15 protein-coding genes are annotated in these 14,424 nt (G+C 63.3%); 8 read left to right on the top strand and 7 right to left on the bottom strand.

The genetic code is table 11. The features are described 5' to 3' along the window. Positions 1 to 113 precede the first annotated feature (113 nt). From KCX70_RS04600 to mreB, 4 genes are all read right to left on the bottom strand, one after another. Positions 114 to 704 (bottom strand): Maf family protein, encoded by a 591-nt coding sequence (locus tag KCX70_RS04600; protein WP_102852996.1) that lies wholly within the window; start codon positions 702 to 704, stop codon positions 114 to 116. An 85-nt stretch (positions 705 to 789) separates the two neighbouring features. Continuing rightward, a complete protein-coding gene (gene mreD, locus KCX70_RS04595) occupies positions 790 to 1,278 on the bottom strand; it encodes a rod shape-determining protein MreD (RefSeq protein ID WP_102846975.1) in 489 nt (162 codons plus the stop codon). Beyond that, positions 1,275 to 2,234, bottom strand: a complete 960-nt coding sequence (gene mreC / locus KCX70_RS04590; RefSeq protein WP_256437927.1) for a rod shape-determining protein MreC — start codon at positions 2,232 to 2,234, stop codon at positions 1,275 to 1,277. Before mreC ends, mreD begins: the two co-directional genes overlap by 4 nt. 127 nt (positions 2,235 to 2,361) lie before the next feature. Next, the gene (gene mreB, locus KCX70_RS04585) at positions 2,362 to 3,399 is read right to left on the bottom strand and encodes a rod shape-determining protein MreB (protein ID WP_025242938.1); all 1,038 of its coding nucleotides are present in this window, start codon (positions 3,397 to 3,399) and stop codon (positions 2,362 to 2,364) included. A 314-nt stretch (positions 3,400 to 3,713) separates the two neighbouring features. Here mreB and gatC point away from each other — a divergent pair, with 314 nt between their 5' ends. The 6 genes from gatC (at position 3,714) to KCX70_RS04555 (ending at position 9,697) form a co-directional block, all read left to right on the top strand. Beyond that, the gene (gatC, locus tag KCX70_RS04580; RefSeq protein WP_021208740.1) at positions 3,714 to 4,001 is read left to right on the top strand and encodes an Asp-tRNA(Asn)/Glu-tRNA(Gln) amidotransferase subunit GatC; all 288 of its coding nucleotides are present in this window, start codon (positions 3,714 to 3,716) and stop codon (positions 3,999 to 4,001) included. A gap of 14 nt (positions 4,002 to 4,015) precedes the next feature. Beyond that, positions 4,016 to 5,467 carry an Asp-tRNA(Asn)/Glu-tRNA(Gln) amidotransferase subunit GatA gene (gene gatA / locus KCX70_RS04575; protein ID WP_212619436.1) on the top strand — a complete coding sequence of 484 codons (1,452 nt, stop codon included), beginning with the start codon at positions 4,016 to 4,018 and terminating at the stop codon, positions 5,465 to 5,467. Between the two features lie 11 nt (positions 5,468 to 5,478). Then, positions 5,479 to 6,924 (top strand): Asp-tRNA(Asn)/Glu-tRNA(Gln) amidotransferase subunit GatB, encoded by a 1,446-nt coding sequence (gene gatB / locus KCX70_RS04570; protein WP_249121698.1) that lies wholly within the window; start codon positions 5,479 to 5,481, stop codon positions 6,922 to 6,924. Positions 6,925 to 7,075: 151 nt separating this feature from the next. Further along, entirely contained in the window at positions 7,076 to 7,462 is a 387-nt protein-coding gene (locus KCX70_RS04565; protein ID WP_021208743.1) for a septal ring lytic transglycosylase RlpA family protein, read from the top strand. 29 nt (positions 7,463 to 7,491) lie between these two features. Then, positions 7,492 to 8,577: a calcium/sodium antiporter gene (locus KCX70_RS04560; protein ID WP_212619434.1), complete on the top strand. Its 1,086-nt coding sequence runs from the start codon at positions 7,492 to 7,494 to the stop codon at positions 8,575 to 8,577. A 28-nt stretch (positions 8,578 to 8,605) separates the two neighbouring features. Beyond that, the gene (locus KCX70_RS04555) at positions 8,606 to 9,697 is read left to right on the top strand and encodes a calcium/sodium antiporter (RefSeq protein ID WP_212619433.1); all 1,092 of its coding nucleotides are present in this window, start codon (positions 8,606 to 8,608) and stop codon (positions 9,695 to 9,697) included. Positions 9,698 to 9,770: 73 nt separating this feature from the next. On the opposite strand, the gene KCX70_RS04550 is transcribed toward KCX70_RS04555, so the two are convergent. The 3 genes from KCX70_RS04550 to KCX70_RS04540 all read right to left on the bottom strand — a co-directional run bounded on the left by KCX70_RS04550 (position 9,771) and on the right by KCX70_RS04540 (position 12,780). Continuing rightward, complete coding sequence (locus tag KCX70_RS04550; protein WP_212619432.1) at positions 9,771 to 10,712, bottom strand: AEC family transporter; 942 nt, start codon at positions 10,710 to 10,712, stop codon at positions 9,771 to 9,773. 220 nt (positions 10,713 to 10,932) lie between these two features. Further along, a complete protein-coding gene (locus KCX70_RS04545) occupies positions 10,933 to 11,493 on the bottom strand; it encodes a response regulator transcription factor (protein ID WP_021208747.1) in 561 nt (186 codons plus the stop codon). 33 nt (positions 11,494 to 11,526) lie between these two features. Further along, positions 11,527 to 12,780, bottom strand: coding sequence for an ATP-binding protein (locus KCX70_RS04540; RefSeq protein WP_021208748.1), 1,254 nt, complete (start codon positions 12,778 to 12,780; stop codon positions 11,527 to 11,529). Between the two features lie 148 nt (positions 12,781 to 12,928). On the opposite strand from KCX70_RS04540, the gene KCX70_RS04535 reads away from it, so the two are divergent. Continuing rightward, positions 12,929 to 13,621 carry an SIMPL domain-containing protein gene (locus tag KCX70_RS04535; protein ID WP_212619431.1) on the top strand — a complete coding sequence of 231 codons (693 nt, stop codon included), beginning with the start codon at positions 12,929 to 12,931 and terminating at the stop codon, positions 13,619 to 13,621. 206 nt (positions 13,622 to 13,827) lie between these two features. Continuing rightward, entirely contained in the window at positions 13,828 to 14,421 is a 594-nt protein-coding gene (locus tag KCX70_RS04530; protein ID WP_102846980.1) for a PepSY-associated TM helix domain-containing protein, read from the top strand. Positions 14,422 to 14,424 lie beyond the last annotated feature (3 nt).

Genomic DNA, 14,424 nt, shown 5'->3' with positions numbered 1-14,424 from the left:
TGCGGCTGTGCTTGCCTTGTCTCGCCTGGCTCACCTGCGTTTTATGACCTGTTAGCAGCCGAAGCTGACCGGTTGTCTCGATTCTAACGGCATAAGCGGCCAAGCCCCAGGCTCTATACCGAGCTTTTACACCAGTAACGCAGTCCGTAGGCCTCGAGCAACTGAGCCGTTTCACACAGTGGCAGCCCGACTACGGCGGAATAACTGCCCTCGAGCGAGCTGACGAACACCGCGCCCCAACCCTGAATAGCGTAGCCGCCGGCCTTGTCCTGCGGCTCGCCGCTCGCCCAGTAGCGCTCGGCTTCGTCGATGCCGATCGCGCGAAAGCGCACCCGGCTGCAGACCAGACGCACCTCGCAGCCCGCCCCATTGGCCAGGGCAATGGCTGTCATCACTTGATGCTCGCGCCCGGATAAGGCCTGCAGCATCGCCAGGGCGTCCGCCTTGTCGGCTGGTTTGCCGAGTATCTGTTGATCCAGCACCACCGTGGTGTCGGCACCGAGGACGCAAGCCGAGTCTTGATCGACCTGCGCCAAGCCCGCCAGGGCCTTTTCCCGGGCCAAGCGCTGGACGTATGCGTCAGGCGCTTCCGCCATGCCGGGCGTTTCATCGATGGAAACCGAAAGAAGGGAGAACGGAACGCCGATCTGGGTCAGCAGTTCACGGCGTCGCGGGGACGCGGAGGCAAGAAACAATGCGGGCATGCCGGCTCCTGGAAATGAAAAGTGCGGAGCAGGTTCGCATATCCAGGCAGGCCTCGGAAGCAGACCAACGCCGGCCTTCGGCACGTCAGTAGACGTTGAAACGCCGCCGCGCCCATTGCAAGGCGATGAAGACCCAGGGCCAAAGCAAGGCACTGACCGGAACGGGGACGAGGAACAGCAGTGTCGGGGGGCGATTGCCGGTCAGCGTGTTCAGCCAAAGCTGGACCAACTGGCCGAGCCCCAGAATCACCATGAGCACCAGGCTCTGCTGCAGCAAGGGAAACATGCGCAGGCGCTGTTGCAGGCTGAGCACGAGGAAGGTGCTCAGGATCAGCGGTAGCCCGTTCTGCCCCAGCAGGGTGCCGGAAAGCACATCGAGCATTAGTCCGAAGAAGAATGCCGCGCCCATACCGCCGCGATGCGGCAAGGTAATTGCCCAGTAGGCGATGAACATGCCGAGCCAGAGCGGACGTGCCAACCCGAAACTCTCGGGCATCGGCGCCACGCTGAGCAGCAATGCCAGCAACAGCGACAGCCAGATGACCCAACCGTTATTCAGCCGCCCGCTGATCATGGTCGCCCCTCGCCCGCTGGCGCCGTTACATCCGGCGCAGGCGCCGCGGCTGGGGTTTGCGTTTCGCTTGCCGGCGCAGCCGGCTCGGTGATCGCCTCGGCGGCCTCGCGATCGGCCGACTCCTGCGCCTGCGCCGCAGCCGTGGCGCGCTCCTCCGGCGTACGCGAATCACTGAAGACCAGCAGCAGGTAGCGACTTCGATTGAGCATCGCAGTGGGAATGGCGCGAACGACCAGGAAAGGTTGCCCTGAGCCGCGTACCACCTCGGTAACTTGCGCGACCGGGTAGCCGCTTGGAAAGCGCTGCCCCAGCCCGGAGCTGACCAGCAGATCACCCTCCTTGATGTCAGCGGTCTCGGCAACATGGCGCAGCTCGAGGTAATCCGGGCTGCCGGTGCCGACCGCGATGGCGCGCAGGCCGTTGCGATTGACCTGTACCGGGATGCTGTGGGTAACGTCGGTCAGCAACAGTACCCGCGCGGCGTATGGCATGACTTCGACGACCTGCCCCATCAATCCACTGGCGTCGAGTACCGGTTGGCCGAGAAAAACGCCATCGCGCTCGCCCTTGTCGATCAGGATGCGATGGGTAAAGGGATTGGGATCGAGCCCGATCAATTCGCTGACGATCACCTTGTCGTCGACTAGCGCGGCCGAGTTGAGCAGTTCGCGCAGCCGCACGTTCTGCTCGGTCAACATCGCGAGCTTTTGCAGGCGCCGCTGCATCAGCAGCGCTTCGGCCTTGAGCTTCTCGTTCTCGGCGACCAGGCTGGTGCTGCTGCTGAGCTGCTCGGTCGCGCGCTGCCAGGTGCGTACCGGCAGGTCGGCCAGCCAGTAGAACGGGGTCAGCACCAGGCCCATCTGGCTGCGCAGGGGCTTGAGCGTCTCGAAGCGCGCATCCACCACCATCAGCGCGACACAAAGCACGGAGAGCACCAGCAGGCGCACACCGAGCAAGGGTCCTTTGGCGAATAGAGGCTTGATGGGCGGTTCCTCGCAGCTACCGGCTTCAAACTAACGCGACAAGCCGAGAGCAGGCGCAGGGCTTGCTGTCGGCTGGTGCTTGGAGCTCATCGCTTGGAGATCACTCCGTGGACAGCAGGTCCATGGCGTGACGATCCATCATTTCCAGCGCGCGGCCACCGCCGCGGGCAACACAGGTCAGCGGCTCTTCGGCGACGATGACCGGCAGACCGGTCTCTTGCGCCAGCAGCTTGTCCAGGTCGCGCAGCAACGCGCCGCCACCGGTCAGGACCAGACCGCGCTCGGCGATGTCGGAAGCCAGCTCCGGAGGCGACTGCTCCAGCGCGCTCTTGACCGCCTGGACAATGGTCGCCAGCGATTCCTGCAGCGCTTCGAGCACTTCATTGGAGTTGAGGGTAAAGCTGCGCGGCACGCCCTCGGCCAGGTTGCGGCCGCGCACGTCGACTTCGCGCACATCGCTGCTGGGGAACGCGGTGCCGATTTCCTGCTTGATGCGCTCGGCGGTGGACTCGCCGATCAGGCTGCCGTAGTTGCGGCGCACGTAGGTCACGATGGACTCGTCGAAACGGTCGCCGCCAACGCGCACGGATTCGGCATAGACCACGCCGTTAAGGGAGATCAGCGCGATCTCAGTGGTGCCGCCACCGATGTCGACCACCATCGAACCACGCGCTTCGTCGACCGGCAGACCGGCTCCGATGGCCGCGGCCATCGGCTCTTCGATCAGAAAGACTTCGCGCGCGCCCGCACCGAGCGCCGATTCGCGAATCGCCCGACGCTCGACTTGCGTGGACTTGCAGGGGACGCAGATCAGCACGCGAGGGCTGGGCTGGAGAAAGCTGTTCTCATGAACCTTGTTGATGAAGTACTGCAGCATCTTCTCGCAGACGCTGAAATCGGCGATCACACCATCTTTCATCGGGCGGATGGCGTTGATATTGCCAGGGGTCCGGCCGAGCATGCGTTTGGCGTCGGTGCCCACCGCGACGACACTTTTCTGGTTGCCGTGAGAACGAATGGCAACTACGGACGGCTCGTTCAGGACGATGCCGCGATCGCGCACATAAATAAGGGTATTGGCAGTGCCCAGGTCGATCGACAAATCGCTGGAAAACATGCCACGCAGTTTCTTGAACATGGAGAAAGGGCCCTGAGGCAAACGCGTGGGGAAAAAAGTGCCGCAAACTCTAACAATGGTGCGAACTTAGGGCAAGGCGCACGTCGGCGCACGTGGACACAGACGTGAGCCACTGCGCGGAAAACGAACGATGGCGACAGCTTTGTCGAACCGACGCCAGACCGCAGCCATGCTACCGACAAGCGCCGCGGACATGTAAGATTGACGGCTTTTCCGGGCTCTAATGCCCGCCGCCGCGGCTCGACCCCGTTGCTCTTGTGTCGGTCTTTGCCGACGGAAGGCATATCCGACTCGCTTCCCGCTGGAGAATCCCGATGGCGCTTGAACGCTCCGAGGTGGAAAAGATCGCTCATCTGGCCCGCCTGGGTCTGAATGAAGACGACCTGCCCCGTACCACCGAGACCCTGAACAACATCCTCGGCCTGATCGACCGCATGCAGGCCGTCGACACAACCGGCATCGAACCCCTGGCCCATCCGCTGGAAACCCACCAGCGGCTGCGCGCCGATACCGTCACCGAAAGCAATCAGCGCGAGGCCTATCAGGCCATCGCCCCGGCCGTGGAAGACGGCCTGTATCTGGTTCCAAGGGTGATCGAGTAATGAAGGACGCCGACATGCACCAACTGACCCTCGCCGAGATCGCCCGCGCGCTGAACGACAAGCAGTTCTCTGCCGAAGAACTGACGCGCTCGCTACTGGACCGCATCGGGCAGCTCGATCCTCAGCTGAACAGTTTCATCACCGTCACCGAAGAGCAGGCCATCGCTCAGGCCCAGGCCGCCGACGCACGCCGCGCCAACGGCGAGAGTGGCGCCTTGCTGGGTGCGCCGATCGGTCACAAGGACCTGTTCTGCACTCAAGGCATCCGTACCAGCTGCGGCTCGAAGATGCTCGACAACTTCCAGGCGCCCTACGACGCCACCGTGGTCGAGCGCCTGGCCGCAGCGGGAGCCGTGTCGCTGGGCAAGCTGAACATGGACGAATTCGCCATGGGCTCGGCCAACGAGTCGAGCCACTACGGCGCGGTGAAGAACCCCTGGGATCTGAACCGGGTGCCGGGGGGATCCTCCGGTGGCTCGGCCGCAGCCGTGGCGGCGCGACTGTTGCCTGCCGCGACCGGCAGCGACACCGGCGGCTCGATCCGCCAGCCGGCGGCACTGACCAACCTCACCGGCCTCAAGCCCACCTACGGCCGCGTATCGCGCTGGGGCATGATCGCCTACGCCTCCAGCCTCGATCAGGGCGGTCCGCTGGCCCGTACGGCCGAAGACTGCGCCTTGATGCTCGGCGCCATGGCCGGCTTCGATCCGAAGGACTCCACCAGCGTCGACCAGCCACTGGACGACTACCTCGCCGCGCTGAGCAAGCCGCTGACCGGCCTGCGCATCGGCCTGCCTAAGGAATATTTCGGCGCAGGCCTGGACGCCAAGATCGCCGATGCGGTGATGGCGACCGTTGACACGCTGAAGAAACTCGGCGCCACGGTGAAGGACATCAGCCTGCCGAACATGCAGCACGCGATCCCGTCTTACTATGTGATCGCGCCGGCCGAGGCCTCCTCCAACCTCTCGCGTTTCGATGGCGTGCGGTTCGGCTATCGCTGCGAGAGCCCGGTCGACCTGACCGATCTCTACAAGCGCTCGCGCGCCGAAGGCTTCGGTGACGAAGTCCGCCGGCGCATCATGGTCGGGACATACGCACTCTCCGCGGGTTATTACGACGCCTATTACCTGAAGGCTCAGAAGATCCGCCGCCTGATCAAGAACGATTTCGTCAGCGCCTTCGAGGAAGTCGACGTGATCCTCGGCCCGACCACGCCGAACCTCGCCTGGAAGCTCGGCGAAAAGAATGCCGACCCGGTCTCGGCCTATCTCGAAGACATCTACACCATCACGGCCAATCTCGCGGGCATTCCCGGCCTGTCCATGCCGGCCGGCTTCATCGACGGCCTGCCGGTGGGCGTACAGCTGCTGGCCCCCTACTTCCAGGAAAGCCGCCTGCTCAACGTCGCGCACCAGTACCAGCAGGTCACCGACTGGCATAAACAAGCACCGAGCGGCTTCTGAGGAGATTGATGATGCAATGGGAAACCGTAATCGGGCTTGAGATTCACGCCCAGCTCGCCACTCAGTCGAAGATTTTCTCCGGCAGCGCCACTACCTTCGGCGCCGAGCCCAACACCCAGGCCAGTCTGGTCGACCTCGGCATGCCCGGCACCCTGCCGGTTCTGAACGCCGAGGCCGTGCGCATGGCCTGCAAGTTCGGCCTAGCCATCGACGCCGAGATCGCCGAAAAGAACGTCTTCGCCCGTAAGAACTACTTTTACCCGGACCTGCCCAAGGGCTATCAGACCAGCCAGATGGATCACCCCATCGTCGGCAAGGGTCATCTGGATATCACCCTGGAAGACGGCAGCACCCGCCGCATCGGCATCACCCGCGCGCACCTGGAAGAAGATGCCGGCAAGAGCCTGCACGAAGATTTCCACGGCATGAGCGGCATCGACCTCAATCGCGCCGGCACGCCGCTGCTGGAGATCGTCTCCGAGCCGGATATCCGCTCGGCCAAGGAAGCGGTCGCCTACGTCAAAGCGATCCATGCGCTGGTGCGCTACCTCGGCATCTGCGACGGCAACATGGCCGAAGGCTCGCTGCGCTGCGACTGCAACGTCTCGGTGCGGCCGAAAGGCCAGGCCGAGTTCGGCACCCGCGCCGAGATCAAGAACGTCAACTCCTTCCGCTTCATCGAAAAGGCGATCAACCACGAAGTCCAGCGACAGATCGAGCTGATCGAGGACGGCGGCAAGGTGGTCCAGGAAACCCGCCTGTACGACCCGAACAAGGACGAGACGCGCTCGATGCGCAGCAAGGAAGAAGCCAACGACTACCGCTACTTCCCCTGCCCCGACCTGTTGCCGGTGGTGATCGAGCAGAGCTTTCTCGACGAGATACGTGCCAGCCTGCCGGAGCTGCCAGTGCAGAAGCGCGAGCGTTTCGAGCGCGAGTTCGGCCTGTCCGCCTACGACGCGGCCGTGTTGGCCGCCAGCCGCGAGATGGCCGACTACTTCGAAGCCGTACAACGGGCCTGCGGCGACACCAAGCTGTCGGCCAACTGGGTGATGGGCGAGCTCTCCAGCCTGCTCAACAAGGACGGACTGGACATCGAACAATCGCCAGTATCGGCCGAGCAGCTGGGCGGCATGATCCAGCGCATCAAGGACAACACCATCAGCGGCAAGATCGCCAAGATGGTCTTCGAGGCGATGGCCGCCGGTGAAGGTTCGGCCGACGAGATCATCGAGAAGAAGGGCCTCAAGCAGGTTACCGACTCCGGTGCGATCGAGAAAATGCTGGACGAGGTGCTGGCCGCCAACGCCGAGCAGGTCGAGCAGTACCGCGCTTCCGATGAGGCCAAGCGCGGCAAGATGTTCGGCTTCTTCGTCGGCCAGGCGATGAAGGCCTCGAAGGGCAAGGCCAACCCTGGCCAGGTCAATCAGCTGCTCAAAAGCAAGCTCGAAGGCTGATCGACGAGGCGGGCCGCCAGGTCCGCCTCACTCCCCCCGTTCCTGCGACGACGTTGAACGGCTGTCGCTGTTGATGCTCAAAAGCCTTCGAGGCCCGATAACCGATCACTGGCCGCCCATCGGATCGATCCCGTTCGGGAAGGATTGGCGTATGCGAACCAGACTGCTGCTCATTGCACTGCCCTTCGCCCTGTTCGGCGGATGTGGCGATACCCAGGAAGCGTATTCGAAGGCCAGAAACAGCTTTACCCAGCAAGGCGTGGCGTCCTATTACGCTCGCAGCTTTCATGGCGAAGAAACCGCCAGTGGCGAAACCTTCAACCAGAACAAACTGGTCGCCGCGCACAAAACGTTGCCATTCGGTACGCGGGTGAAGGTGACCAACCTCGATAACGGCAGGCAGGTCACTGTGCGTATCGTCGACCGCGGGCCGTTCACACGGGGACGGATCATCGACCTGTCGCGAGTCGCCGCCGCCAGGCTCGACCTGCTCGAAGACGGCATCGCCAGGGTGAAGATCGAAAAGCTGGATCGATAGATCCACACCCGTCCACCACCGGAGTTCCGATGGACCTGTTGACAATCGCCTACCTGATCGGCGGGCTGGTATTGCTGGTGCTAGGCGCCGAGGCGCTGGTACGGGGCGCCGCGAAACTGGCCGCTCGTTTCGGCATATCACCACTCATCATCGGCCTGACGGTCGTCGCATTCGGCACCAGCGCACCGGAAACGGCGGTCAGCATCCAGGCGTCGCTGAACGGCAACGGGGACATTGCCGTGGGCAATGTGATCGGAAGCAACATCGCCAACATCCTGCTGATCCTGGGACTGTCCGCGCTCGTGGCGCCGCTACTGGTGTCGCGCCAGCTCGTGCGCCTCGACGTACCGGTGATGATCGGTGCGGGCGTCCTGACCTACATGCTCGCCTGGAACGGCAGCATCAGTCGCCTGGACGGCGCCATTCTGCTGGCCTCGCTGCTGCTCTACACCTGCTTTCTGGTCATCGCCAGCAAGCGCGAAAAAAGCCGGGCGGCTGTGGACGAGTTCGCCATCGAATTCGGTGCCGACGACCAAGCGAGGCCGTGGAGCTGGGTACTGCAGCTGCTGTTGATCCTGCTCGGGCTGGGCCTGTTGATGGTCGGCTCGCAACTGCTGATCGAGGGGGCGGTGGCTCTAGCTCGCGCCTTGGGGCTGTCGGAGCTGGTGATCGGCCTGACCGTGATCGCGGTAGGGACCTCGATGCCCGAGCTGGCGACCTCGCTGATGGCGGTGTACCGCGGCGAGCGCGACATCGCGGTCGGCAACATCGTTGGCAGTTGCATCTTCAACCTGTTGCTGGTGCTGGGTGCCGGCGCGCTGGTTTCAGCCGACGGGTTGTCCATCTCGCCCAATGCGCTGGCGTTCGACCTTCCGGTGATGCTCGCGGTATTCGCCGCCTGCTTGCCTATCTTCTTTTCCGGCTACCGCATCAACCGCTGGGAAGGCGTGGTGTTCTTCGGTTATTACCTGGCCTACACGCTTTACCTGGTGCTGTTTTCCACCGGCCTGCCGGCGATCAACCTGCTGCGCCACGCAATGACTTGGTACGTATTGCCCTTGACCGCCATCACGCTTTTGGTGATCTTTCTGCGCGCCTGGAAGCACCAGCGCTGAACCATTTCCTTCTCTGGAGCGACTCTACGTGTCCGCAATGACCTTCGTCTATTTGATAGCCGGCTTGGTACTTCTTGTCGCCGGCGCCGAAGTGCTGGTGCGTGGCGCGGCCAAGCTTGCGGCGCAGTTCGGTATCCCGCCCCTGGTGATCGGACTCACGGTGGTGGCGTTCGGCACCAGTGCGCCGGAAACCGCGGTGAGCGTGCAGGCAGCGCTCAATGGCAGTGGCGACATCGCCATTGGCAACGTGCTGGGAAGCAATATCGCCAACGTACTGTTGATCCTCGGCATGACGTCCTTGGTTGCGCCGCTGATCGTCTCTCGCCAGCTGATTCGGCTCGACGTACCGATCATGATCGGCGCCAGCCTGATCACCTACGCCCTGGCTTGGGACGGCGCGCTCAGCCGGCTCGATGGCGCACTGCTGTTTTGCGCGGTGGTCGGCTACACGCTGTTCCTGATCGTCAGCAGTCGTCGAGCCAGCGCGAACGCAACGGAAGACGACGAGTTCGCCAAGGAGTTCGGCCTCGACGCAGCGCCCAAGCCCTACGCCAGCCTGATCAATGCTGGCCTGGTCATCGTCGGCTTGGCGCTGTTGGTCGGTGGTTCCCATTTTCTGGTGGAAGGCGCCGTGTCGCTTGCCCGGGCACTGGGCCTGTCCGAACTGGTGATCGGGCTGACCGTTATCGCCGTCGGCACCTCGCTCCCGGAACTCGCCACCTCCATCCTCGCTGCGATTCGCGGCGAGCGTGACATCGCCGTAGGCAATATCGTCGGCAGCAACATCTTCAATCTGCTCTGCGTGCTGGGACTGGCCTCGCTGGTGTCTCCGAGCGCGATCGGGGTGGCGGCGAACGCCCTGGCCTTCGACTTCCCGGTAATGATCGCGGTGGCACTGGCCTGCCTGCCCATCTTTTTTACCGGCTACTGCATCAACCGCTGGGAGGGCCTGCTGTTCCTGGCCTACTACGTCGCCTACACGGTCTACCTGGTAATGGTCAGCACCGGGCGCGCTTTCGCCGAAACCCTCGGCGATGCGCTGATTGGCTATGCCCTGCCGCTGACCGCGGTAACCCTGTTGGTGATCGCCAGCCGAGCCTGGAAGCAACAGCCGCGCTAACGACCAGGCAACCGCTGCGGGTAGCAACCAGATGCAAGACAGCCGCTGAAGGTCACCAATGGGCTGGCAACGTCTAGATCCAGCCCAACCAACCGAGCATGAACAATCCGAAGTTGATGCTGATCACGGCCATCAAGGTGGTGAGCACGATGATCGTCGCCGCCAACTGATGGTTGGCATTGGTCGCCCGTGCCATCACGAAGCTGGCCGATGCCGTCGGGCAGGCGAAATAGAGGAAAAGAATACCGAGCTCGGCGCCGCGGAATCCGAACAGCCAGGCGCCGATGGTGGCCAACGCCGGCAGCCAGACCAGCTTCATCAGACTCGAGCTCAGCGCGATGCGGCTGCTTTCACGCAGGACCGAGAGCGACAGCGTGCCGCCGATGCAGATAAGCGCCAGCGGTAGCGTCATCTGCGCGAAATACTGCCCGGATGTCAGCAGCCAGTCCGGCAACGGAACCTGCCAATAGGCAAAGGGGACGGCGGCCGTCACGCCAATGATCAGCGGGTTACGCACGATGCTGAGCAGGATGGCAGCGGCGCTGGCGCGTCCTTCCGGGTTGTAGATCGCCAGAATCAGCGCCGACAGGCTGTTGTAGACGAGTATCACGAGGCCAGCCAGCACTCCGCCCAGCGACAACCCGTAGTCACCGTAGAGACTCGTGGCGAGCGCCAGCCCGACAATGCCGTTGTTGCCGCGAAACGCGCCCTGGACGTAGACGCCGCGGTCTGCACGCGGGCAACGCCAGAGCGCCCACGCCCAGGCGAGGAAGAAGGTCGTTACGGTGGCGACGACGTAATAGCTCAGCAATGCCGGCTGCAGCGCCGCATCCAGGTCGGCCCTGAGGATCGACAGGAACAGCAGGGTCGGCATCGTGGCCTTGAACACGAGCGATGAAGCGGTGTGGATGAAGGATGCGTCGATCCAGGCCAACCGTTTGAGCGCGACACCGATGAACAACATGACGAAGACCGGAGCGGTGACGCCGAGGGTCTGGATGGCAACGGAAAGCATGAACGAGCTCGAGAAGCGAAGTCAGCCTTATGTTAACCGCAGATCCGTAGGAACGGGCTCGACCGCGAAAAGAGGCGGCATCGCAGTAGGGTTCGCGGTCAAGACCGCTCCGACAAGAGCCGGGCCGCCCCCCTAGAATTGTCCGTCAGCCGGAAGGCCGTAGCCTGCTGAATCCCGGAGGCCCGATCCAGACCAGACGGACATCCCAGCCAAAAACGATTCAACGCCGTACCGGGCGCTTCTGCAGTTTGCGTTGCAAGGTCCGCCGGTGCATGCCCAGCGCGCGGGCCGTGGCGGAGATATTGCCGTCGTGCTCGCCGAGAACACGCTGAATGTGCTCCCACTGGAGCCGGTCCACCGACATCGGGTTTTCCGGTACCAGGGTGTCCAGGTCGGCATGTTTGGACAGCAGCGCGGCGAGGACGTCGTCGGCATCGGCAGGCTTGCACAGGTAGTTGCAGGCCCCGCGCTTGATGGCCTCGACGGCGGTGGCAATGCTTGAATAGCCGGTCAGGATCAGCACCTTCATTTCCGGATCGAGCTCGAGCAGCTTGGGCAGCAGAACCAGGCCGGAGTCGCCGTCCATTTTCAGGTCCAGCACCGCGTAATCAGGCAGCTCCTGCTTCGCCATCTCCAAGCCTTCTTCGGCCGAGCCGGCGATACTGACGTGCAGACCACGCCGGCTCATGGCGCGTGCCATGACCCGGGTAAACGTGGGGTCGTCATCTACCAGCAACAGGTGGGGCTGTTCTTCGCCTTCGTGCTGCAACTCTTCGGTCATGTCTAGATTCCTCGCGTTTGGGTCACGTCAGGGTCAGGCCCGCATCGAACCATGCGGCAGGCGCAGTTCGGTCAGGGTGCCACCCTCTTCGTGATTGTAAAGCTTCACCGTTCCGCCCGCGCGGGTCACGCTGGCCTGGCTCAGAAACAGGCCGAGGCCGAACCCCTTGCCCTTGGTGGTGATGAAGGGCCTGCCGATCTGCTCGGCGATGGCCAGCGGCACTCCGGCACCGTGGTCACGGATGGTCAGTCTGATCCACTGCGCGTCCCAGTCCAGGCGAATATCCAGATTGTCCGGGTTGGCATCGGTGGCGTTGTTCAGCAGGTTGAGCAGCGATTGCCCGAGGTCGGCAGGCGGCATCAGGCGCGGCGGGGAGCCCTTGCCCAGGCACTGGAAGCGATAGGTCGCCTCCGGGCGCATCAGATGCCAGCGCTGCAGCACCGATTCGACCCACTCGCGCACGGTCTGCTCGACGACGGCCTGACGACGATCGGCCTCGGCGGCGCGTACCAGCTGGCGCAAGCTTTCCTTGCACAGCTGCACCTGCGACTGCAGCAGGGCCAGGTCATCGTTCAACTCAGGCTGCGGATACTCCTGGCGCAGCTCCTTGAGCAGCACGCTCATGGTGGCCAAGGGTGTGCCCAGCTCGTGCGCAGCGCCTGCGGCCTGGGTGGCCACCGCCAGCAATTGCTGATCGCGCATGCTCTCCTCGCGGCGCTGGGCCTGGAGCTGTTCCTGACGTCGCAACTGCTCGGCCATGCGCGCCACGAAAAAAGTGATCAACGCCGCCGCCAGGGCGAAGCTCAGCCACATCCCGTAAACCAGCAAGGTGGTGCGATCGACCGGCGGCACGATCACCGGGTCATACCACACCAGCATCAGCGTGTAGCCAGCCAGGGCAAGACCGGACAACACGACCGAATACAACCAAGGCAGCGTCGCCGCAGCGATGGTCAACGGCACCAGGTAATAGGAAACGAACGGGTTGGTCGAGCCGCCCGAGTAGTACAGCAAGGCACTGTGGATCAGCAGGTCGGTGGCCAGGTGCACGGCATACTCGAGTTCGGTCACCGGCCAGGGGCCGCGCAGACGCAATGCCGTACCCAGGCAAATCATCGCCGACACGGCCAGGGTCACGCCGAGATGAAACCATGGCAGCCCGAACAGTTGCGTGGCGTAGGCAAGCCCTACCGCACCCGCCTGAGCAGCGAGCACGAGAATGCGGATCAGGATGAGCAGGCGGAGGTTTTGGCGGCTGGCGGACAGCAGATGAACGGATGCGTACATGGGGTCTCCAAAGAGCCGCGAGTATAACCAAGCCGCCCGAATGTCAGCTGATCTGCGGCAACGCGACGCACGAAAAACTGCACATCGTCAGGCAAAGGGCTAAAGTCTTTGCGCCGCACCGCTGGTGCTATCGAATTCAGGAGTTTTCATGTTCGTGACCCTACCTCGCAGCGTTGCGCTGCTCGCCTGTATCGCCTGCCTTCCCGCTGTCGCCGACGAGCAGCACTACAACCAGATCTCGCTACGCGCCGAAGCGACCAGCGAGGTCGCCCAGGACCGCATGCATGTCACGCTCTACAGCGAAGCGCAGCACGAAGATCCCGCGCAACTGGCCGCAGAGACCACCCGGACCATGAACAAGGCGCTTGAACGCGCCCGGCAAGCGAAAGGCGTGGTGGTCAGTCAGGGTAGCCGAAGCAGCTATCCGGTCTACGAAGAGAAAGGCCAGCAGATCACCGCCTGGCGCGAACGTGCCGAGCTGCGGCTGGAAAGCGGCGATTTTGCCAAGCTGTCCAAGCTGACCGGCGAGTTGATGCAAGACCTCAAAATGGGCGGTATGCAGTTCAGCGTTTCCGATGCGATCCGCAAGCAGAACGAAGACGCATTGCTCAAGGATGCGGTCGCCGCCTTCCGTGCCCGCGCGCAACTGGCCACCGAGGCCTTGGGCGGCAGCGATTACCGAATCGTCAGCCTCAACCTGTCGAGCGGTGGCGGCTACCAGCCGGAAATGCGCAACTTCGCAATGAAGAGCATGGACGCCGCGCCCGCCCCCGACATCGAGGCCGGCACTCGCCAGATCAGCATCAACGCCGACGGCGTGATCGAAGTGCAGATGCCCTGAAGAAAGCCACGCGGCCTGCAATGGGCCGCGTGCTCGATATAACCGCCCCGCCATCTTCCGGGACGGCGTCGTTGGCAGCCAAACCGCAACCATGCTGCCGCGACCTGCGTTAACGCGAATGTATGTCTTCTGTAAATTCTTAGCATTCGCGCCCGAACGCCCTTTAGAATCCCGGCCGTCCATTCGCACCATTCTCAAGGAATTTCATGCAACCCTGGCTTGGCACGCTCCGCCAATGGCATTGGATCAGCTCTGCGCTGTGCTTGGTCGGCATGCTGCTGTTTGCGATCACCGGGATCACGCTCAATCACGCCGCGCAAATCGAGGCGCACCCCGCCGTGACCGAACGCCAGGCTCAACTACCGGCAGCGCTGCACAAGCAACTCCTGGCGCAGTCGCCGGAGAGTGGCGTGCCTGATGCGTTGCGCCAGTGGATCGAAAGCGAGCTTGGCGTCGATCTCGCCGACCGCTCGGCCGAATGGTCCGATGGCGAACTCTATATCGCCCTGCCCCGCCCCGGCGGAGATGCCTGGCTCAGCCTGACGCTGGAAAGCGGCGAAGTGCTGTACGAGTCCACCGACCGCGGCTGGGTGTCCTATCTCAATGACCTCCACAAGGGTCGCAATACGGGTGCGGCCTGGAGTTGGTTCATCGACATCTTCGCAGGCGTTTGCGTGCTGTTCAGCCTCACCGGCTTGTTGCTGCTGCAGCGCCACGCAACCGGGCGCCCTTCCACTTGGCCCCTGGTCGGCCTGGGCCTGATCGTTCCAGTGCTGCTGGCACTGCTGTTCATTCACTGAGGA

It is taken from the genome of Stutzerimonas stutzeri (genome assembly GCF_018138085.1).
GTDB classification, from domain to species: domain Bacteria; phylum Pseudomonadota; class Gammaproteobacteria; order Pseudomonadales; family Pseudomonadaceae; genus Stutzerimonas; species Stutzerimonas stutzeri_AI.
The sequence above is the reverse complement of the archived record's forward strand: the minus strand, read 5'-3'. Positions and strand labels throughout refer to the sequence as shown.

Bases quoted from the DNA above. Each gene is read 5' to 3' on its own strand.
- KCX70_RS04560 (WP_212619434.1), top strand. From the start codon at position 7,492: ATGGACCTGTTGACAATCGCCTACCTGATCGGCGGGCTGGTATTGCTG.
- KCX70_RS04535 (WP_212619431.1), top strand. From the start codon at position 12,929: ATGTTCGTGACCCTACCTCGCAGCGTTGCGCTGCTCGCCTGTATCGCC.
- gatB (WP_249121698.1), top strand. From the start codon at position 5,479: ATGCAATGGGAAACCGTAATCGGGCTTGAGATTCACGCCCAGCTCGCC.
- KCX70_RS04550 (WP_212619432.1), bottom strand. From the start codon at position 10,712: ATGCTTTCCGTTGCCATCCAGACCCTCGGCGTCACCGCTCCGGTCTTC.
- KCX70_RS04545 (WP_021208747.1), bottom strand. From the start codon at position 11,493: ATGACCGAAGAGTTGCAGCACGAAGGCGAAGAACAGCCCCACCTGTTG.
- gatC (WP_021208740.1), top strand. From the start codon at position 3,714: ATGGCGCTTGAACGCTCCGAGGTGGAAAAGATCGCTCATCTGGCCCGC.
- KCX70_RS04600 (WP_102852996.1), bottom strand. From the start codon at position 704: ATGCCCGCATTGTTTCTTGCCTCCGCGTCCCCGCGACGCCGTGAACTG.
- KCX70_RS04530 (WP_102846980.1), top strand. From the start codon at position 13,828: ATGCAACCCTGGCTTGGCACGCTCCGCCAATGGCATTGGATCAGCTCT.
- KCX70_RS04540 (WP_021208748.1), bottom strand. From the start codon at position 12,780: ATGTACGCATCCGTTCATCTGCTGTCCGCCAGCCGCCAAAACCTCCGC.
- mreD (WP_102846975.1), bottom strand. From the start codon at position 1,278: ATGATCAGCGGGCGGCTGAATAACGGTTGGGTCATCTGGCTGTCGCTG.
- mreB (WP_025242938.1), bottom strand. From the start codon at position 3,399: ATGTTCAAGAAACTGCGTGGCATGTTTTCCAGCGATTTGTCGATCGAC.
- gatA (WP_212619436.1), top strand. From the start codon at position 4,016: ATGCACCAACTGACCCTCGCCGAGATCGCCCGCGCGCTGAACGACAAG.
- KCX70_RS04565 (WP_021208743.1), top strand. From the start codon at position 7,076: ATGCGAACCAGACTGCTGCTCATTGCACTGCCCTTCGCCCTGTTCGGC.